A 19,294-nucleotide genomic window follows, 5' to 3' on the forward strand; every position below is an offset into this window, starting at 1 on the left:
TCCACCATCGTAAATGTTCAAATACTTAGTCCTTTTCTATCGGCTTCAAACCCAGAATGTTGGCCATTGAGGAAATAGCCCTTTCATAATTAGCCTCTCCCGACCAATTATAAATCACCGCGTCAGCATCATTCATCATGACACTCACATCAGATTCCACCTCAGCCCCAATGGCGTCAAAGAAAATGGCCTCATGTTCAGTTTCATCCAAATGCTCTCTTTGACAGTAGAGCCGCAGAGCCAAGTCTGGCGTTGCGTAGACATACAATAGCGCCAGTGCTCCGTCCGCCTTTGTTCGTAAGGCCTCTAACGTGGACTGCTGTCGGATTCCGTCAACAATCACACGCTTTTCACCAAGCGAAACGGCTGCCGTAAAGAGCGCATTGGCTAATTTTTCTGGCCCAGTTTCTTGATTGATAAAATCCCAGGCACTCTCCTGAAACTCCTTCCGAGGTGTTGTGGGTACTGCGGGAATCCCCATGAGTTTGGCGAGGACTCGACCGCTGTTGACTTTGCTGTATCCAAACTTCTCTTCGAGAATGTCAGTGGCGGAGGATTTTCCGGACCCAATTCCCCCAACTACCACCAAAATGTGCGGTGCCTGGAAAGGCTTTTTTCGAAAAATACGGAACTCAGCTTGAGCTTCTACCATTTCAGGCGACAGAGTTCGCCAACAAAGCTGTGACCAGTATTCAAACTCAACAAGGTTAACGGAATCGGTTTCCGTATTGATCCATCGAAGTTCATTAATCGATAGCTCATGTTTCGAGACTTCCAACCACTTGTCCCAGTCACTACTAGGGACTTCGTATTGATAAACTACGGCAAGATGCTTGCGCCCCAATGAAGTGGAATTGTCATTTATCAGGCCCAGAAAACGCAGCTGTTCCGCTTGAATGGCCGAGTCTAGCCCATCAACCTTGATTTCCTCCGTCAGCTCTCTGACTGCGTTTGCGCGAATCCCGAAGTCCTCACCGGTAAAAAGTGAATAATCTTCATCTGTTACGTGGCCTCCAAAACCAATGCACAAACTTCCCCGAAGGAACTGCGCAGCCCTGTTAAATCGACCACGCCTGAAAGACAAAACGTGCTTTTTATGAGTTATGAGTACGTAAGTAATTACCTGTTTAAACTCTTCCGTTTCCTCAGCGGTCGTTCTCGCGATGTGCTTGACATTACTGTGAATCAGTTTTTCGAGATGGGGCTCAGTTTCTTGCCTAAGACCCTGAAAATTCATAATTTCTCGACAGGCCGCACTAGGTATGACGAGAACGTTTTCCTTTGTTTGTCGCGGTCGCCTAGGCTTCGCTCGATATGGTTTAAGCTCCCCTGTCGGCTTCAGCGTAAGTGATCCATCTTCGAGCTGGCTTCCGCTACCCTCAGTCAACAGAGCTCGCAAAAAGAATACGCCCTTTCCTGTGCGTACAAAAATGGACTCGTCACCATTGTTGACGATCTCCATACTGAGGCGAGCCTGCATTGATTTTTGCGGTGTTCGACTGAACATTTCATCGGAAAACAACCCAGCCTCTTGTGCTTGCGCAATAATATCTTGCACTCGCATTGGCCTATTTTGTGATCGAATTATCTGCTCAGCAGCCCAAAGGTATGTCGGTTTTCCAGTCAAATTTATTCCAAAGAAATGGTTGCTTTGTATGCTCAGGCGTTAGCTGCTTGAAGGCCGCGTTCATGCGTTAAGTCCGTTATCCTGTGTCAGTGTAAAAGCCATGCCTTCGCGCTGCTTCAACCTCGAGACCATCGCCAACAAATTATCAGCGCGCGGGTTTCCTTTAGCGCTGAGCATCCGCATCAAGCTTTTGGGGTCTTTGTCCATGTCTTGAGCCAGAGCCTCGAACCCCACCGTGGCGTTGACGTAATCGCGCAAAAGCACCTTGCCGGTCTCCAGATCGTCGCTGAGCATCGCCTCGATGGCTTCGCGGAACAACCCTGCCCGAAACTCGGGATCGCGCTCAGCGCGGGCTTTGATCGTGTCTTTGAAGTCTTTCGTCAGTGGCATGTCAGTCGCCTTTCTCTTTGCGGGCCTTGTAGTCGTCCCAATATGCTTTTGCCTGCTCGATGTCTTTCGATTGGCGCTTTTTGGTCCCTCCACAGAGCAGGATCACAAGCGTATCGCCGTCTTTACCAAAGTAGACGCGGTAGCCGGGGCCGAAGGTGATGCGCCGCTCTGACACGCCTTGGCCCACTGGCTTCACGTCGCCAAGGTTTCCGGTCTCGATCCGTGCAAGCGCCGTTCGCACCTTCAGTGCCGCCGCCGTATCCAGACCATCGAACCAATCGTCGAACGGTGTTTTCCCCGCCTCAGTGACATAGACAACAAGCTTATTCATTGCAGCCATTGGTGACATATACGTTACCAATTGTCAATCGCCTTCCATCCCATAAAGCGTCATAAATTGCACCGTTCGACCCTCCATAGCCAAAAAAGGAGAATACGCGCAGAAAGAAGCACAGAAAAGTTAGTCAAAGCGTTGTTCCACATCGGTTTTTTCCGATAACGCATTAAAGGTGGCAGAACAGAACAACTGTTTTCGGCGAGGGCTTACGTTTGGTTAGAAGGTTTAGCAGCGCTTTCTCGCGCTCGGGCAAAAGCGGCCTTCGCACCTTCCAAAGTTAGCCGCTTTTTGTCACCGTAAACGCTAACGGTCTCTATTGTACATTCTGTCTTGAAGCACATGGTGTCTTGAAACTGAAAAGTGCGACGGCCAGTACCGTCAAACGACACTCCAAAGAGAATCCTTCCTTCGCCGGCGGCGATTACCTCATCATGTTTCAAAACCGATAGAAAAGTGGGTAGGTTGTTTTGTGGCTCGCCCAAGAAAGATTGGGTGTCTTCTCGTAGAAGTTCGATGGCTCTGGGATCGCCTATGTCAAAGCCGCCATATGTTAGGTTAAAATCCTTAATGATCGCTGGGCCAGTACCATTGTTCTTTAGGTAAACCCCATAGTAAGTTACATCCTCCTGATTTGACCGTATTTTACGCATATCAAGATCAAGCAACGGCATGACTGACTGTTTATTGTGTTGCCGCATGTAAAAGGTATTCATTACTGAAACAGCCAGAGCGCATAGCGCTACTGCAGCTGCTGCACCGCCAATGACTAGCTCCATTTACTTCCTCCAATGTGTTTAAAATATATGGGCGTTGTTCAAGAGTTTTTCAAATGGACAGAGTTCTGTATTGGTTGATGTAGCAGATGAAGACCACTGATTTTGACAGCCTACGGCAAGTAGCTATTTTCAAACCTGACGTTAACAACACTAGTGATCTTAACTGCCCCTAATGCGTCAGCCCTCGATCCATCTCGACCTCCCGCTCTTCTAGCTCAGTTTCAACCTCTCTTCGGCGGCTTTCACTAATTTCAAGCTGGTCTCGAGTTGCCTCCGCAGATTCCCGTAATTCGAGCCCTCGCTCAGCAAGCCGTGCAACGCAGCCACGGACGCCACTTGCGATTGAATGAGCACCGACACGCAGGCGGCTAATCCATCGATCTGGCTCTGCATCCCCTTCGTCGAGCGTGCCTCTAACCCGCTCAATTCCTTTGCTGAGACTTCGCAGGCCGTCACCAACCGCTCGACGCAGGCGAGCAAGTCGCGTTCCAAGGCTGTCGGGGGTGTCGTCATCTAGTTCTCCTCGATCTTGATGCAGGTCACTGATCTGCCGCCCAGTGTACAGGTCCTCAGGCGCGTCTTGGTCGGGTCCAGCACCAGCCAGGTCCCGTCCTCCCTGTCGATCCGCGTCAGGCCCAAGTCCGTCATCTCTGAGCTGGCCAACATCAGCGTCCAAAGCAAGCTCGCGGCCATCATCGAGACGATCCCCGCCAAGAACGTCCCCGTGATCAGCCAGGGCGAGATCGTCAGCCAGCTCTTGTTCTGTCGCAGAAAGGTGCGGGTATCGATCTCGATTGTACGCTGCGCGCCCATTGCAATGCTGTTCAAATCGGTCCTGAAGCTCTCCAGCTGGGATGTCATCGAGGCGGCGTAGTCCTGCCGGATCGTGTCCAGTTCCGCGTTCAGTTTCTCGCTCAGCCGTGTCGGCTTGCCAGTCTTCATGGAAAATCTCTCCTTTCAAACGCCAGCGCTCGCCGGTGTCGGGGTCTTGTGCGGTCAGGTAGGCCTTGCCCGCGCGCGGGATATCAAAACCCGCGTTGGTAAGGGCGTCGAACATGCTGGCGCGGTCGGTGATCAGGCCTACGCTGACCTGATCCAGAATCCACGCGTGCAGCTCATCACGGCCTTGCGCGCGGGTTGGGGTCTCGATGGTGTCGCGAACCTCTTGGGTGCGCTCCAGCTCCATCGGATCGGCCCACTTGTGGCGCTGGTTCATCACGTTGCGCAGACTATCGAAGGCCTTCTCGTAACCGGGCGGCGCGATGTTCAGGCTGCGGCCCGAGGTCAGTTCCAAGCGCGGTGTGCAGAAGTGGAGCTCGACGCGGTCTTCGTGGGTATGTCGGACCCAGAGCACGTCATATTGCGTCGGGTCCAGCCCCGCGAAGGCCAGACGCTCGAAGCTGTCCATGACCTCGGCCTGCTGTTCCTCGGTCGGTGCATCCTCGGCGGCAAAGCTGATCACGCCCGCGCGGTAAGTCCACTGGTGGCGGCTGGCGTCGATGAGCGCTTCGGTGCGGTCGGGATTACCGCGCAGGACCTCGGGCAGTGGTTCGCGTGTGACCGTCATCGGCTGGCTGTCGGCATCGCGGATCAGGTCGCGGTTGTCGTCGTAGGCCAGCACCTTGTCCGCGACGAGGTAACCGACCGGACCAGCGCCCGCGCCTTTGCCGTTGCGGAAGAACTTGATCAGCATCGGCGCGCGGCCTCGATGATCTGTGCAAGCTGGCGCTCGATGGTCAGCAGGCGGCGGGCAACGGTGAGCGCGTCGAGGTCAACGCGGCCCACCTGCATCGCGCGGTTCAGCCAGCGAGCGATCTGGTTGAGATTGCCGCCGATGCGCCCGACGGCCAGCACCAGCGCGGGATCGACGCGGGGGATGGGTTTGCGACGGCGGGCCTCGGTCAGGCCAAGCGCCTCGCGCAGCAGGGTCGCAGCGGGCAGACCAGCGGCCTCGGCCTTGGCGCGCAATTGGGCCTTCTCTGCGGCGGTGCACCGAAAAACGAACGTTTCGGTCAGCGGCTCTTTGGTGCGGGCTTTTCCCGCGCCAGTGGGGTTCGAAGGGGAGGCTTGCCGCCCCTCGCAAGGTCCCGTGTCAACAGCGCCAGCGTATGACATGGGTCGCCTTGCTGTTTGCTCTTCGGTGGGATCGGTTGCGGTCATGATCTGAGGCCTGCGGCTTGGATTTGGGCCTGCGTCACCATCTTTGAGGCGAGCAACGCCGTCACTTGGGTGCCCGTTATGTGTTTGCACATCGGGCTGCGATCACTGATCCAGCAGGCTAGCCGAGCGTGGTGATCGGCTTGCAGCGTTGCTGTCTTTTCGCGGTCTGCCGCTTGCTTCTCGACATAGGCCTGCCACCGCCGCGACTGGAACCAGTTGTCGGAAAAGCAGACCTTGGAGCGGGTGAAGCCAGCGCTGTCGGTGGCGTAGGCTTGGACGGCTTGCAGTAAGTCCTCCGGCCTGATCCCTTCCTTCATGGTCCCTTCGATCTGGGCAAGGCAGACTGCTTTGCCCCGCAGCCGGTCGGGCGGATACGCCTTCAAAATCATCTCAGCCTCCACCGCCTCGCGCTCGCGCGAAGGAGGTTCTTTAACAGGTTCAATGGTAAGGTTCCTGTCCCGATTTGAGACTACCCCCGTCTCACCGTTGAGACTTTTCCCCCGTTTTTTTGAGACGTTTCCCCCCGTCTCGTTTTGGGACTCAACCCCATTGGGCCCCCTGCCCCCACCCTTCGGATGCGAACTAGGGCCAAGGCTGATATCGAGGTGCAGCTCATACTGATTAGACCCGCGTCCGCCATCGCCGTCACCACGAGCATGACGCGTGACAAGGCCGCATTGCTCTAAGGTGGTCATGTGCCGAAACAGCGTTGCGCGGCCCATCTCGCATTCGTCCGCCAAGCGCTGTGCGCTTGGGTTGCACTGGCCCGTCTCTTTATTGTGGAAGTCCGCCAGTTGGATCAGCACGATCTTGGCGGCTGGCTTGAGGCCTTTGACGTTCGCAGCCCAGATCAACGCCATTCCGCTCATAGCTTTGAGCCTGCCAAAACACGGGTATCAGGTTCACAAGATGTTCGACAAAAGTCCTGATACTTTTCTGGCCCTAAGGGATTGTTTTTGTGGCGTAATACACTGGATTGCAAATCCGTGTACACCGGTTCGATTCCGGTACTCGCCTCCATCACCCAAATTGATGAAATTGCCCGCGCGGGATTGCGTTTGGGCGTTATGGGGTGTGCGCATCAATGGGGCCGCGTTCGGCGTCGATCAGGGCGCCGAAGAGGACTGCGAAGGCCGAGAGCCACAGCCAGGTCAGCAACACGATCACTCCGCCGAGCGCGCCGAAGGTTTCGTTGTAGGACGCAAACGACTGGACATAGACGCTGAATCCGTAGCTGACCGCGACCCATGAGCCGCAGGCGATCAAGGCGCCGGGTGTCAGCCAGGGGCCGCTGACCTGTTTGCGGTCCGGCCCGTACCGGTACAGGATCGCGATTCCGGTGGCGGCCATGAGGAACAGGATCGGCCAGCGCAGGTAGAGCACCAGGTCCCCGAGCCAGCCGATGCTTCCGAAAACGGACGCGATCACGGGCAAGGCCGCGACGATGCTGATGGCCAGCAACAATCCAACGATGATCACAAGTGTCAGCAGAATGGTCAGCGCCTTGACGACGAAGAAACCACGGGTCTCTTCCCGCGCGTAGATCACGTTGAGACCGACGATAAAGTTCGCAACCGCTCTTGAAGCCGAATAGACCGCCACGATCAGGGCAAGAATCGCGGCAAAGCTGAGCGCGGAATTGTCTGTCTCGGCCACCGCGCGCAACTGTCCGATCACGATCTCGGCCGCGGCGTCCGGCAGCATCCCGGCGATGTCTTCGCTGTTGTTGACCAGCATTTCGGGCTGCAGAAAGAACCCGGCCAGAGCAACCGCAGAGGTGATTGCCGGAAACAGCGACAGCAGCGCGTAAAACGCGATGCCTGCCGCGATCAGGGCAAGGTTCAGCGACGCTTGCTTTGAGATGACACGCCACGCCAACCCCACCGGCCCCGTTTGCAGCCGCCTTGTGATATGTTCAAACACGCGCCCTTGCCGCCTTTTCATTCCCGGTCACCAGACGATCAGAAGACGAAGCCGCTGTGGCGAAGTCAAGCTGTTGTCCGGCACGGATTTGCGGACGGGGCCGCGTGATCAGCGGGTGATCCTGAGTGTCACGATCTCGAACGGTGCGATGTCGAGTGTGACGTGGTTTCCGGCATGGTGCACCCGGCCCGGTGTGTTCTGTCCAAAGAAATCCTGTTTTTGCACGGCGGAGGGAGGGTCCTGGAACACGAGCGCGACGCGGCGCGCTTCGCCCTGGGCTTCGAACAGGCGCAGGTCGAACGAGGCGCCTGCGTTGGATGGGACCAGCGTTTCGATCAGCACCCCCGGTGTGTCACAAATCACGAATGGCGCGGCCTGCCCGGCATCGCCATTGGCGCGGGGGCGGGTCACCCGGACCGGCAGGTTCAGATCATAGGCGGCGTGATCCAGCACCGCGCGGTCGGCCCCGTCATAGGGGAGCAGCGCATAGGTGAAGCGGTGATGCCCCTGATCGGCCTGCGGATCCGGAGAGGTGGCGCTTTTGATCAGCGTCACGCGGATGGTGTTGCGGTGGATGTCATAGCCGTATTTGCAATCGTTCAACACCGCGACCGCCCCGCCCGGATCGGCCAGCTGCGCCCATTTCTGCGCCGGCACTTCGAACCGCGCGGCGTCAAATGCCGTATCGCGCGAGGTTGCCCGTTCGATCGTGCCCCATTGAATGTCGAACTGCGCCTTGGGCGCCGAGATTGCCACCGGGAACGCGGCTTTCAGCAAGGTGTGGGTTTCGTGCCAGTCCACCTCTGTGTCGAAGTCGATGCGCCGCGACCCGGCGGTCATCCGGATTGTCTGGGTGACGGTGCTGCGCCGCCACTGATGCACCACGCGCAACGCGGCGCGAATGGGGCCGCTTTCGATCAGCTCGATGTTCGGGGATGTCGCAATCACCTCTTGCCGGTCTTCGATATGCGGATCGATATCCCATGCGTCCCAGCAGATCGGGCGATCTTCAAAGACCTGAAGCTCGTTGCCCAACGCACCCGGCGCAAGGATTTCGCGCCCGGTCGCCTTGTCCATCACGCTCGACAGCGCCCCGGTCGGCAAGACGTCAACGCGCAGGAATTCGTTTTCCAGCACCGCGAACCCGTCCCGCATCTGCGCAACCGCTGGCGCGTCTGGCAGGCTGGCTGAGGACAAGGGTGTTTGCGAATAGCTGGGCACGTCGCGCAACAGGTAAAGCGCGCCCTCTTCCGTGACCTGGTGCGGCAGGTCGGCGTGGATGTCGGCCTCGACCACCCGGTCACCACATGTGGGCAGCGTGCTCAGGACCGTTGGGTCCGGTCCGGACAGGCGGCGTGCCGCGCTTTCTGCAGCATCCTCGACGGCGCTGAAGATGGCGTGGAAATCCTGTTGGGCATCGGCATAGACCGCGCCGATGGAGGTGCCGGTGACAATGTCGTGGAACTGGTTCAGGCACAGCAGTTTCCACGCATCCGTCAGGTTCGGAACGATACCCGCCATGACGGCGAGCGCCTCGGCCTCGTGCAGCGCCGCCTCGGCTTTGCGGTTGGCGCGTTTGATCCAGGCCTGAGAGGTAAAGACGCCGCGATGGCCTTCCATGTAGTGTTCGCCGCGCCAGATCGGCATCGTGTCGCGCGTGCGGGCGATCTCGGTCATGGCGGCGCGCACCGTGCTCATTTTCAGCTTGGGCATGCCGGGCATCGCCGCATAGGCGTGGGCCTTGGCCAACAGGTCTTCGGTTGGACCGCCCCCGCCATCGCCGTAACCATAGCAGATCGGCAGATTGTCTTTCAGATCGCCGGTTGCGTGGGTCAGCGTGCCCATCACCTCTGCCGCGCTGAGATCGCTTTTGTAATTCGTCGGGAAGGGCAGATACTGCACCTCGCGCGGGGTGGTCAGGATATGCGCTATGACCTGGCTGCCGTCGATGCCTTCCCAGATGTGGCTGGACCACGGGACGCGGTTGATCTGGTTCCAGTTCAGCTTGTTGGTGACAAACCAGTCCAGCCCCGCAAGTTTCATCAATTGCGGGATCTGCCCGGGAAACCCGAACGTATCGGGCAACCACAATACCGGCGTTTCCACGTCGCCGAAGACTTGTTTGAAGTAATCGCGCCCTAGGGTGAGCTGCCGCACCAGCGCCTCGCCGCCCGGAATGTTCAGGTCCGGCTCGACCCACATGCCGCCCATCACCTCCCATCGCCCTTCGGCGACGCGGGCTTTGATGCGTTCGAACATGTCGGGGTAATCCTGCGCCATCATGTCATAAAGCGCCGGTTGCGAATGGCTGAACCGGAACTCCGGGTCGCGGTCCATCAGACGCAGGACGTTGGAATAGGTACGTGCGTTTTTCAGGCGGATCTGGTCAATCGTCCACAGATACGCGATGTCCATATGGGCATGGCCAATGCCGTGCAGCGTTATGTCGAGCGGCGCGCCCGCGTCGGCAATGCCCGCTTTCAGCAATTGCAGCGCCTCGGGCACAGAGGCATAAAACCCCTCGGCCATCGGGTCGCGGGTGTCCAACGCCTGAAACGCGTCGTTCAGCGCGTCCAGAAGCCCCGCGCCTTCGGGTGTGTGCACCCCCAACACCCCCAGCGTGTCAAAGGCGGCGGTGGCGGTGCGCAGAAAGGCCACGGTCTCGGGACAGCGTTCGACCAGCGCCGGTTTGCCCATGAAGAGCTTGGCCTTGTGGTCGGGATCGGGGGGCCAGCCGGCCAGACCGGTCCAGCCATGCAGGGACACAAGATGCTCGGCCCCATCCGCCAGCGCGGGGTCCAGCGGGATCGTGTGGTGATAGCGATCCGCCGACGCCACGGGCAGACGGTCGATATACACAAGCGCTTCGGGATGGTTGAAGATATCCCCCAGCACGCCAAGCGGCAGATGCAGCGCGAGATGGGACGCATCCCAATCCGGCGGCACAGCGAAATTGCTGGTCATGACAAAGTTGAGGTCCGCATGCCCCCAGTAGCTGTCATGCGGGATCGCCTCGATCCCGTCGGGATCATGGCAACGCGCGGCATCGACGCGGGCCGACGGCAGCGACACCAGCTTGAACGGCGGCACCCGTTCGGTCCGCCGATGCACCATCGGGGCAATCAGTTTCAACCGCGCGCCGATCTTGTCTTTGGTCAGGCGCCATTGGTGATGAGTTGCGGCCACTAAGGTCATCCCTGCGTCAGCGCGAAACCTGAAATGTCACCGCGCAGCACCGTCCGGGTTTGCGCCGCCGCCGCTTCCTGCGCTGCGGGATCCCAACCAGATCCGCCCTGCCCCCAACTGCGGTTCAGGTCGGGCCAGGGGATCGAGTCGATCAGAAGCTGGGTGTAGGGGTGCTGCGGCGCGCCGATCACCTCTTTCGGCGGCCCGGCTTCGACCACATGGCCCTTGTAGAGGACCATCACGTAGTCGCTGACGTGATAGGCGGTGGCCAGATCGTGGGTGATGTAGAGGATCGAAATCCCGTATTTGTCTTTCAGATCATAGATATTGGACAGGATTGTCGCGCGCAGGGACGCATCCACCATCGACACCGGTTCATCCGCGATCAGCAGCTTGGGCGACAGCATCAGCGCGCGCGCCACGATCAGGCGCTGGCGTTGGCCGCCGGACAATTGGTGCGGATAGCGCGACAGCACAAGATCGGGGTCGAGCCCCACGGCCGCACAGGCCTCTTCCATCGCCTGTTGAGTATGCGCGTCGGATTTGGCCAGACCGAACTGCTTGAACGGGAATTTCAGCGCATGGTTCACCCGGTAAAACGGATTGAAACAGGCATAGGGGTCCTGAAACACCGCCTGCACGTTCTTGCGGAACTCCAACGATTGCGCGGCAGTCATCCCGTAGATATCGCGCCCCTCATACAGCACCCGGCCCTGCGATGGCGGGTTGAAGCCCAGCATGATCGACCCCATCGTCGACTTGCCCGACCCGGACTGCCCCACGATCGAAATGATCTGCGGTGTGTCGCCTTCTAGGGTGAACGACAGCGGATGCAACGCCGTGACATCGCCGTAGTCCTTGCGCACGTTTTCAAACCGCAACAGCGGTTCGGAACTGTCCCGCCGGGGCGCATCGGCGTTGCGTTCGGGGTTCAGGAAGCTGTCGCCGCCCACAAGTGGCACCGAGGAGATCAGATCCTGCGTGTAGGGGTGCTGCGGGTTTTCGATAATCTGCTGCACCGTGCCATGCTCGACCAGTTCGCCGTCTTTCAACACGGCCAGTTCATCCACCGATTGCGCCATCAATCCCATGTCATGCCCGATCAGGATCAAGCCCGATCCGATCTTGGCCTGAATGTCCTTGAGGGTCTGCATCACCTGTCGCTGGGTCACGACATCCAAGGCCGAGGTTGGTTCATCCGCGATGATCAGATCCGGGTTCAGGATGATGCCCAGCGCGATGCACACCCGTTGCTTCATACCGCCGGACAATTCGTGCGGGTAAAGTTGCGCGGTGTGGGTCGGCAGGCCAACGCTGGCCAGCGCCTCGTCTGACCGGCGCTTCAACTCGGCCCGGTCAAGAGTGCCTTCATGCGCGATGATCCCGTCCCAGAGTTGCGGCTCGATCCGCATCACCGGGTTCAACGAGTTCATCGCGCCCTGCGGGATGTAGGCAATGCGCGACAGGCGGGTCAGGCGCATCTCTTCCTCGGACAGCGCCAGCACATCGACCCCGGCCAGATCAATCGTGCCCGACGCCACGCGCCCCGGCTCGGCCAGCATCTGCATCACCGCCAACGCGGTTGTCGTCTTGCCAGACCCGCTTTCACCGATAAAGCCAACCCGTCGGCCTTTTTCGATGGTCAGGTTCAGGTGTTTGACCGCCTGCACGATGCCCTTGGTGGTGGGAAACTCGATAGACAGGTCCCTGAGCGTGAGAACAGGTTTGTCGGTCATGCGACACCTCCAATCCGGGCGCGAAGGCTTTTCGAAAAGCCTTTGGAAGCGATTTCGAAATCGCTTTCCAGCGCGCCATGGTACCGAGCGCGACCGCGCATTGCTGCGCAATGCGCTGCCTCACGCGCGGCGCGCTCTGCGAACACGCCGATCATGACAGCTTCCTCAGACGCGGGTTTGACACTTCGTCCAGCCCCAGATTGATCAGCAGCAGTCCGATGAAAATCACCGCCAGCAGCAAGGTCGGAATGCCCCACCACCACCACAGGTTCTGGATCAGCGCGCCTGCATTGATCGCCTCATAGATCGTGCGCCCAAGGGTCGGAATCCGCTGAGGACCAAGGCCCAGAACCTCCAACCCGACAGCCGTGACAATCGACGTGGTCACCGAGGCGATAAACGATCCAAACAGATACGGCACAAGGTTCGGCAACATCTCGCGGAACATGATGTGTCCGGTTGAAGCACCCGACAGCTGCGCCATCTGCACATAGCCCGATTGCTTCATCGACAGCACCTGCGCGCGGATCAGGCGCGTGGGCGATTGCCAGACGAACCCCGCGATGAGCAGCGCCATCATGGTCAGTGTCACATCGCCAAAGGCCGACTGGAACACCACGAGGATCAAAAGCGGCGGAATGGTGATCATCACGTCCGCCAGAACGCGGATGGTGTCGTCGATGCGACCGCCCAGAAACCCGGCAGAAAAGCCCAGAAAGATGCCAATCGACATGCCGATCAGCGACGCCAGAAGCCCGACAAACAGCGTGTTCGGCGCGCCCACGATGATCATGGCCAGCATGTCGCGCCCACCGCCATCGGTGCCCAGGGGATAGTCCCAGATGCCTTCCTGCCGCCGCAGGTTTTCAAACCCGACAGGGGGCAGCTTCAACGGGGCGGACCCGGTGAACACCAGGTCAGGATCCCAGAAAATCCGCCCCAATAGCCCCAGCGCAACAATCGCCAGCAGCAATCCCAAACCCCAGAGCAGCTTTGGATTCATCCACGGATTGTCGAACCGTTTCAGACGCTTGGCCTGCTGTTTTTCCGCACGTGTCATCGGGACATTGTCTTGAGAGGTCATGTGAACGGCCCTCCTAGGATTTCGAGGGGGTGTCGCTGCCACATCGACAGGCGATGAGGCCTTGCACACGGCATGATCTGTTGTCTGTGCGTCATATCACGCGGCCTCGTGCCGAATGCGGGGGTCGATAAAGGGATAGAGCAGATCCACCAGGAATACGCTGAGCGCCGTCATCAGGATGATCACGTAGCTGACGCCCTGAATGACCGGGAAATCCTGATTGAGGATCGCGTCATAGAGCAGCTTGCCCATGCCGTTATAGGCAAAGATGCGTTCAACCAGCACCTGCCCGGCAATAAGCAGTCCGATCTTCAGCGCAAAGGCGGTGATCTGCGGCAGGATCGCGTTGCGGATCATGTAGCGGTAGAGAATGTACCGGGGCCGCAGCCCCTTGGCCTCGGCCAATTTGACGTAATCTTCGCCCTGCACCGAGATCATCAACCCGCGCATGCCCAGCGCCCAGAACCCGAAGGTTACGATCACGATCGAGAGGGCCGGCAGGAAGCCGTGATGCAGGACCGACAGGACAAAATCCCAGGACCAGCCCGGCTCTACCATGATCCCGTAGGCACCGGTGAGCGGGAACCACTGCAGCTTGGCCGCAAAGATCCACATCAGCAAAAGGCCTGACAGGATTGGCGGGATCGAGGTAAACACCATCGCCGCCGGAATCGCCACGCGCACCAGCTTGGGCGACCGGTCCCAGACCATCAACGCGCCCAGCAGGTTACCGATGAAGAACGTGATGACCAGCGACAGGATCATCAGCCCCAGCGTCCAGGGCAGCGCGTTCAGGATCAGGGTTGACACAGGCGTCGGAAAGGCCGCTGTCGACAGGCCAAAGTCAAACACCAACGCGCCGGTCAGGTATTTGATGTATTGAACGATCAGGGGCTGGTCGATCCCCATATTGGCCCGCAATTGCGCCAGGATTTCTTCGGAATTGGCCACCGACCCTGCCCCGGCTGCCATCCGGCCCAGCGCAATTTCAGCCGGGTCCACCGGTGACAATCGCGGGATGATCCAGATGATCGTTGCGGCGATCAGGATGGTCAGAAACAGCGTTACAACACGGTTGATCAAATAGGCGCGCGGTATGCGTCCCATGGGGCAAACCTCCGGGGCAATCGGTGCGTGCGGGCACACACCCTACGGCACAGGTGGGGTGCAGGATAACCCGCACCCCGGGAGCGTTACATCATTCAGCCTTTTCGAGGTTGTGAATGATCTGGTGCGTGTGGTTCCACCAGAAGAACGGATGGTTGTAATAGTTGTCCGCCGTGGGCCAACCCGTCCAGTAGGTGGTGTTCATCGGCAGCAGCTTGGCGGCCTGCACCAGCGGGATAAACGGCATTTCGGCGTCCAGATACTGGTAGGCTTCGGCCACCAGTCCCGGCACTGCCTCATCCCCCAGGGGACGCGCCGCGATATCGGCCATGATCGCGGTATAGGCCTCTGCCGCTTCGCCATCCCAACGGGCGGTGTTGTTGAAGCCGGGGCTGCGTTCGCCAACCGGTACGACATCTGCCGTGGTGTAGCGGCCCATGGACGCCCACGGTTCGTTCACAGACCCGCAGGACAGCCAGCTATAGGACATCTCGAAGGATCCAAAGGGCAGAACCTCGCCCCAGAACACGCCATTTTCCACCGGCACCGCGCGGGCATCAATCCCGGCGCGCTGCAACTGTTCGACGATCATGTCGATGGTGCGCGTGTATTCGGTCGAGGCCGAATTGACGTGGATGTTCACCGACAGGGTTTCCCCGTCTTTGGTGTAGTAATCCCCGTCTTTCGCCCAGCCTTCGCCTTCAATCAGCGCCTGGGCCGCCGCAGGGTCGGCATTCGGTGACAATCCATAGCCCGCATCCACAACCGCGTTGATAAACGGATCCATCGACCCGTATTGCGCAAACATCGTCTGGCTGGCTTCGGTTGTGCCTTCGTAAGCGATGTTCACGATCTGAGTTCGGTCGATCAGATGCGCCACCGCTTTGCGCATATTGGCGTTGTCCCAGGGTGCGACGGTGGTGTTGATCTCAAGCTGGCGTGCACAGGGATCGGCAGCAGCATAGGGGTAGTCGTCGTGCCACGCGATCACGTTGGGGTTCTGCGCCTGTATCGCTTCGAACGTGCCGATGGTCACGTTCTGCGCCGCGTCCAGCTGGTTGGACAGCATCAACTGCGCGCGGCTTTCCTCCCCACCCGATCCCAGGAAGATCACCCGTTTCGGCGCAGGCAGGTCCTGGAAGCCGGTTTTGGCGCCCCACCAATTGTCGTTGCGATCCCAGATCGCCCGGTTCGAACTGGCCGAGGCAAAGGTGTACGGCCCGGTGCCAATCGGTGGATTAAACGCAAAGGTCGCCGCGTTCTCGCCGCTCCAGATGTGTTCCGGCATGATCAGGAAGGACCCAAAGATCCGCACCCCAAAGTTCTCGACAAGGAACCGCGGGTTCGGGTTCTGCAGGGTGAATGTCACCGTCAGGTCATCGACCTTTTCCACGCTGGCCACCTGGCTGCGGATGGTCGACGCTTCACGGGATGAAATCTCTTCATTGGTCATCGCCAGATTGACCGTGAACACCACGTCATCGGCGTTGAATGCCTCACCATCCGACCATTCGACGCCGTCGCGCAGGGTGATGGTGAATTCGGTGCTGTCGGCATTGGCTTCGAACCCGGTGGCCAGCCACGGGTCCAGATCGCCAGTGCCGTAATTCAGGATGAACAGCGGCTCCCACATGGTTTGATGCGCCCCGTGCATCCGCTTGGTGCCGGGGGTCATCCAGTTGAAATTCTCGGGATCCTGAATGGTGCGATCCAGGTCAAAGATGACCGTGTCCTCGCGCGCCACATCCTGAGCGAGCGCCATCCCCCCAAAGGCAGCAATCGCCAGGGCAGAGGCGGCCATCCGCAAAACAGGTGTTGTCATGTTCTTCCTCCGTGTTGTGGGGTCGTTGCCCCTTTGATCGCGCCCTTCAGAGGCCGCGTGTTATCGAACGTAATCCATCACCAGAACGCGGGTGCGGTCTGGCAGCGTGTCCTTGGTGATCTGGGCCGTCGGTCCAAAGCTGAAATCCACGTCTTCATCTTTGAAATGGCTCAGGAAACTTCCGATCCACATCGTGTTGCGGGGCCTGTAGGTAAGCGTGCGAAAGTGCATCGGGATCACCAGTTTCGGTTTGGCGCGATGGATCATCTCCATCAGGTCCGGCAGCTCAATTGTCAGATACCCACCCGCCAAGGCAAAAAGCACATCCACATCCTCAAAGAACGCCTGCTGCGCCTCGGTCAGCGGATTGCCCACATCGCCCATATGCGCACATTTTATGCCATCGACGGTAAAGCGATACATCCCGTTCTGTCCGGGCACTTCGTGCTCCGGGTGGTGATCCCACTCCGCCGCCTCAATCGCGGTGATCTCGATGCCCTTGGCCGTCTGCGCCCCGCCGTTCTGCGCCACGGTCAGCGCATTCACGATCTCGGGCGCGCCGCTGATCAAGTCGCCCCGGCAATGCGCAGAATCGTCATCGGACGAGATGATCACCAGATCGGCGGGGTCGGTGATCGGCGCATAGCCCACACCTTCGGGTGTGTAGGGATCGGTGATGATCCGGGGGCCCGTTTCCGGGTCAATCCCGAATGCCGCATGTCCGTACCAGGTGACTTTCATCAGTTGTTCCCAACCACATGCGGGCTTTGCGTTTTCGTAATGTCGTTATTCTCGGGCCGTGGATGCGTGGTCCACGCGCCAGCCTCGCCCCGACACAGGATCGCCTCCACCCCGTTGGCCCAGACCGGATCGGTGATCTGCACTTCTGGCGGGCAATAGCGCAGCGTCAGACCACAGCGGCGGCAGTCGCTGGCATTGGCCAATGACCCATGCACCAGCATATCCGCATGCATCGAAAACTGCCCGGCTTTCAACGCGTTGGTAAACGGCGCGCCCATGTCCTCGGCCCCGGCGGTTTCCTTGTGAAAGACGTTGCCTTCCCCCGTCGCCTGCATCGCCAAAGCGCCCTTGTCATGGGTGCCGGGGATAAACCGCATCGCCGAATTGTCCGCATCGGCATCATCAATCGCCAGCCAGACCGTGACCGTGCGCGCCGGGCTTAACGACCAGAAGCCCGCATCCTGATGCCACGGCACGGCCTTCGGATCATGCGGCTTTTTCGACAGGATCGCCGACGCCCAACACAGGATGTTCGGCCCCACCAAATCTTCAACGTAGTCCAGAATACGAGGATCGGTTGCGATGTCATACAGCCCCGACAACCGCGCCTGATAGCAGTTGATCCCGTAAGACCCCTGCTCGCCCATCGCGTCCATCAGCCCGTCCACATAGGCCCGGATCTCCGACATCTCGCTGGCGGAAAAGGCGTCAAACGGCTGCACATACCCAAGCGCATTATACTGCGCCACCTGATCCACGCTCAGCCGCCCCGGCGTCGCGTTTTCAACCGGCTGGAACCGCAGGTCCACATCCGAATCAAGCATGATGGTCGTCCTCCCTGCCTCAAACGCTAGGCGGCGCTGCACGCGTATGCAGCGTTGCGCTTTGATATTTTATTGTACTATTTTGATATTTCGGGTCAGATGCGCGCCATTCCTTTGCGAGAATTGGCTCAGAGGCGCGCAATGCAATCCGAAACCTTCCATCTCAGCAGCTATATCTCGGCACATGAGGCGTTCCACTACGCGCGCAAGAACCTCGCCCGTCGCTATCCGCGAAATGCGCATGATCACGATTTCTTCGAGGTCTTTCTGATTGTCGAAGGCCGCACCGCGCATTGGATCAATGGCGTCACACAGGTCCTTGAACCCGGCCAGCTGGTGTTCATGCGCCCCACCGACACCCACGCGTTTCGCGCCGATCAGGCGCAGGGCTGCGAGATCATCAACATCATGTTCCGCGTCGAATCCGCCGAACACCTGATCAAACGCTATGCGGATTCGCTGGCAGGCCGGTTCTTTGCGTCAAAATCCGACATTCCCGAATTGCACACGCTGGGCCCCACCCGGTTCAAACGCGCGCTCAACGTGGCCACGCAATTGCAGACCGCCGACCGTTCTCTGGCCCGGATCGAGGAATTTCTGCTGGCGCTCATAAACCGCGTCGCCGTGCCGGAAACCCGCGCCATCCGCACCGCGCCGCGCTGGTTCTCGGCCGCGTGCAACGCCGCACAGCACCCCGAGGTGTTCCGCGACGGTGCAGCGGGCTTTATCGCCGCCGCCGGGCGCAGCCATGAGCATGTGTGCCGCACCTGCAAGGACGTTCTGGGCGTGACGCCCACCGACTACATCAACCGCATCCGCATCGACCACGCCGCCCAATTGCTGCGCACCGAAGACAGCTCCATCGAAACGATTGCTGCGGCCTGCGGATTTCAGAACACCAGCTATTTCTACCGCCTGTTCGACCGCGCCTTCCAGACCACCCCGCGCCGCTACCGGTTCGACCACCAGCGCGATCCGTTTGATGCAACGCACCGTTCCTGATCTTCCTCTTGCTAAAAATACCGCGGGGGGTTTGGGGGGCTGGCCCCCCAACCGGTCGGACCGCGCAGCGGTTCGACCAGATCAGCGCTCTTGCTGGATGCTCTCGATATATTCCAGAAGCGCCACCAGCTTGCGCGGCGTCGGCGTCATGACGCCATCGCCTGTATCCAAGGGCACAAGATCGCCCTGCAACAACGCGCCGAATTCCGGCATGTCCGGACCGCTCATATCCGACCGTGCATAGCCGTCGATGGTCGACAGGACCTCAACCTCGGGGAACACACCGCCATTGCGCACCGCGATCAGCGTCAGATCCGCAGGTGCAGGTTGCGTCGCCCGCGCCATCGGGCCGTTGCCCTTGCCATCGGCCCCGTGGCAAACCGCGCAATTCTCGATAAAGAGCGCCCGGCCATCGGTGGGTTGTGGCATTTCGTCCGGCGTACAGGCCGCCCCCGCGAGTGCTGCGGCGCAAGCCATCATCAGGCGTGTGGGGAATGCGGGCATGTTTTGGCCTCCTTGCTCGATTGCGCGCAGAGTGCCTGTCTTTTGAGGCCCGCGCAACCACGCGACGCCGGATCG

General features: G+C 59.4%; 17 protein-coding genes. 1 reads left to right on the top strand and 16 read right to left on the bottom strand.

Annotation, left to right across the window (positions count from 1 at the left end):
• Positions 1-25: 25 nt before the first annotated feature.
• From MWU54_RS03940 to MWU54_RS04010, 15 genes are all read right to left on the bottom strand, one after another.
• Positions 26-1,627, bottom strand: coding sequence for an HTH domain-containing protein (locus MWU54_RS03940; protein WP_281495942.1), 1,602 nt, complete (start codon positions 1,625-1,627; stop codon positions 26-28).
• Positions 1,628-1,687: 60 nt separating this feature from the next.
• Entirely contained in the window at positions 1,688-2,017 is a 330-nt protein-coding gene (locus tag MWU54_RS03945) for a transcriptional regulator (protein WP_247080907.1), read from the bottom strand.
• Between the two features lies 1 nt (position 2,018).
• On the bottom strand, positions 2,019-2,348 hold the full coding sequence (locus tag MWU54_RS03950) for a type II toxin-antitoxin system RelE/ParE family toxin (protein ID WP_247080908.1): 330 nt from the start codon (positions 2,346-2,348) through the stop codon (positions 2,019-2,021).
• A 212-nt stretch (positions 2,349-2,560) separates the two neighbouring features.
• Entirely contained in the window at positions 2,561-3,130 is a 570-nt protein-coding gene (locus tag MWU54_RS03955; protein WP_247080909.1) for a hypothetical protein, read from the bottom strand.
• A 169-nt stretch (positions 3,131-3,299) separates the two neighbouring features.
• Positions 3,300-4,823 carry a relaxase/mobilization nuclease domain-containing protein gene (locus MWU54_RS03960; RefSeq protein WP_247080910.1) on the bottom strand — a complete coding sequence of 508 codons (1,524 nt, stop codon included), beginning with the start codon at positions 4,821-4,823 and terminating at the stop codon, positions 3,300-3,302.
• Positions 4,817-5,245: a plasmid mobilization relaxosome protein MobC gene (mobC, locus tag MWU54_RS03965; protein ID WP_247080911.1), complete on the bottom strand. Its 429-nt coding sequence runs from the start codon at positions 5,243-5,245 to the stop codon at positions 4,817-4,819. Before mobC ends, MWU54_RS03960 begins: the two co-directional genes overlap by 7 nt.
• Positions 5,246-5,286: 41 nt before the next feature.
• Entirely contained in the window at positions 5,287-6,159 is an 873-nt protein-coding gene (locus MWU54_RS03970) for a helix-turn-helix domain-containing protein (protein ID WP_247080912.1), read from the bottom strand.
• Positions 6,160-6,355: 196 nt separating this feature from the next.
• Positions 6,356-7,213: a YihY/virulence factor BrkB family protein gene (locus tag MWU54_RS03975; protein ID WP_247080913.1), complete on the bottom strand. Its 858-nt coding sequence runs from the start codon at positions 7,211-7,213 to the stop codon at positions 6,356-6,358.
• A gap of 108 nt (positions 7,214-7,321) precedes the next feature.
• Positions 7,322-10,399 carry a glycoside hydrolase family 38 C-terminal domain-containing protein gene (locus tag MWU54_RS03980; RefSeq protein WP_247080914.1) on the bottom strand — a complete coding sequence of 1,026 codons (3,078 nt, stop codon included), beginning with the start codon at positions 10,397-10,399 and terminating at the stop codon, positions 7,322-7,324.
• A gap of 5 nt (positions 10,400-10,404) precedes the next feature.
• Positions 10,405-12,135, bottom strand: coding sequence for an ABC transporter ATP-binding protein (locus MWU54_RS03985; RefSeq protein ID WP_247080915.1), 1,731 nt, complete (start codon positions 12,133-12,135; stop codon positions 10,405-10,407).
• A gap of 151 nt (positions 12,136-12,286) precedes the next feature.
• Complete coding sequence (locus tag MWU54_RS03990) at positions 12,287-13,219, bottom strand: ABC transporter permease (RefSeq protein ID WP_247080916.1); 933 nt, start codon at positions 13,217-13,219, stop codon at positions 12,287-12,289.
• Positions 13,220-13,315: 96 nt separating this feature from the next.
• Complete coding sequence (locus tag MWU54_RS03995) at positions 13,316-14,326, bottom strand: ABC transporter permease (RefSeq protein WP_247080917.1); 1,011 nt, start codon at positions 14,324-14,326, stop codon at positions 13,316-13,318.
• A gap of 91 nt (positions 14,327-14,417) precedes the next feature.
• Positions 14,418-16,148, bottom strand: a complete 1,731-nt coding sequence (locus tag MWU54_RS04000) for an ABC transporter substrate-binding protein (protein ID WP_247080918.1) — start codon at positions 16,146-16,148, stop codon at positions 14,418-14,420.
• A gap of 60 nt (positions 16,149-16,208) precedes the next feature.
• Positions 16,209-16,889 carry an MBL fold metallo-hydrolase gene (locus MWU54_RS04005; RefSeq protein ID WP_247080920.1) on the bottom strand — a complete coding sequence of 227 codons (681 nt, stop codon included), beginning with the start codon at positions 16,887-16,889 and terminating at the stop codon, positions 16,209-16,211.
• The gene (locus tag MWU54_RS04010; RefSeq protein ID WP_247080921.1) at positions 16,889-17,713 is read right to left on the bottom strand and encodes a phytanoyl-CoA dioxygenase family protein; all 825 of its coding nucleotides are present in this window, start codon (positions 17,711-17,713) and stop codon (positions 16,889-16,891) included. Before MWU54_RS04010 ends, MWU54_RS04005 begins: the two co-directional genes overlap by 1 nt.
• A gap of 141 nt (positions 17,714-17,854) precedes the next feature.
• On the opposite strand from MWU54_RS04010, the gene MWU54_RS04015 reads away from it, so the two are divergent.
• A complete protein-coding gene (locus MWU54_RS04015) occupies positions 17,855-18,715 on the top strand; it encodes an AraC family transcriptional regulator (RefSeq protein WP_247080922.1) in 861 nt (286 codons plus the stop codon).
• 81 nt (positions 18,716-18,796) lie between these two features.
• On the opposite strand, the gene MWU54_RS04020 is transcribed toward MWU54_RS04015, so the two are convergent.
• Positions 18,797-19,219 carry a c-type cytochrome gene (locus MWU54_RS04020; RefSeq protein ID WP_247080923.1) on the bottom strand — a complete coding sequence of 141 codons (423 nt, stop codon included), beginning with the start codon at positions 19,217-19,219 and terminating at the stop codon, positions 18,797-18,799.
• Positions 19,220-19,294 lie beyond the last annotated feature (75 nt).

The organism is Marivita sp. S6314 (assembly GCF_023015985.1).
GTDB lineage: Bacteria > Pseudomonadota > Alphaproteobacteria > Rhodobacterales > Rhodobacteraceae > Marivita.

What these genes read in the sequence shown, in the direction of transcription:
- MWU54_RS03995 (WP_247080917.1), bottom strand. Translation starts at nt 14,326, where the DNA reads ATGGGACGCATACCGCGCGCCTATTTGATCAACCGTGTTGTAACGCTG.
- MWU54_RS04015 (WP_247080922.1), top strand. Translation starts at nt 17,855, where the DNA reads ATGCAATCCGAAACCTTCCATCTCAGCAGCTATATCTCGGCACATGAG.
- MWU54_RS03950 (WP_247080908.1), bottom strand. Translation starts at nt 2,348, where the DNA reads ATGAATAAGCTTGTTGTCTATGTCACTGAGGCGGGGAAAACACCGTTC.
- MWU54_RS03970 (WP_247080912.1), bottom strand. Translation starts at nt 6,159, where the DNA reads ATGAGCGGAATGGCGTTGATCTGGGCTGCGAACGTCAAAGGCCTCAAG.
- MWU54_RS04000 (WP_247080918.1), bottom strand. Translation starts at nt 16,148, where the DNA reads ATGACAACACCTGTTTTGCGGATGGCCGCCTCTGCCCTGGCGATTGCT.
- MWU54_RS03955 (WP_247080909.1), bottom strand. Translation starts at nt 3,130, where the DNA reads ATGGAGCTAGTCATTGGCGGTGCAGCAGCTGCAGTAGCGCTATGCGCT.
- MWU54_RS04010 (WP_247080921.1), bottom strand. Translation starts at nt 17,713, where the DNA reads ATGCTTGATTCGGATGTGGACCTGCGGTTCCAGCCGGTTGAAAACGCG.
- mobC (WP_247080911.1), bottom strand. Translation starts at nt 5,245, where the DNA reads ATGTCATACGCTGGCGCTGTTGACACGGGACCTTGCGAGGGGCGGCAA.
- MWU54_RS04005 (WP_247080920.1), bottom strand. Translation starts at nt 16,889, where the DNA reads ATGAAAGTCACCTGGTACGGACATGCGGCATTCGGGATTGACCCGGAA.
- MWU54_RS04020 (WP_247080923.1), bottom strand. Translation starts at nt 19,219, where the DNA reads ATGCCCGCATTCCCCACACGCCTGATGATGGCTTGCGCCGCAGCACTC.
- MWU54_RS03960 (WP_247080910.1), bottom strand. Translation starts at nt 4,823, where the DNA reads ATGCTGATCAAGTTCTTCCGCAACGGCAAAGGCGCGGGCGCTGGTCCG.
- MWU54_RS03990 (WP_247080916.1), bottom strand. Translation starts at nt 13,219, where the DNA reads ATGACCTCTCAAGACAATGTCCCGATGACACGTGCGGAAAAACAGCAG.
- MWU54_RS03985 (WP_247080915.1), bottom strand. Translation starts at nt 12,135, where the DNA reads ATGACCGACAAACCTGTTCTCACGCTCAGGGACCTGTCTATCGAGTTT.
- MWU54_RS03945 (WP_247080907.1), bottom strand. Translation starts at nt 2,017, where the DNA reads ATGCCACTGACGAAAGACTTCAAAGACACGATCAAAGCCCGCGCTGAG.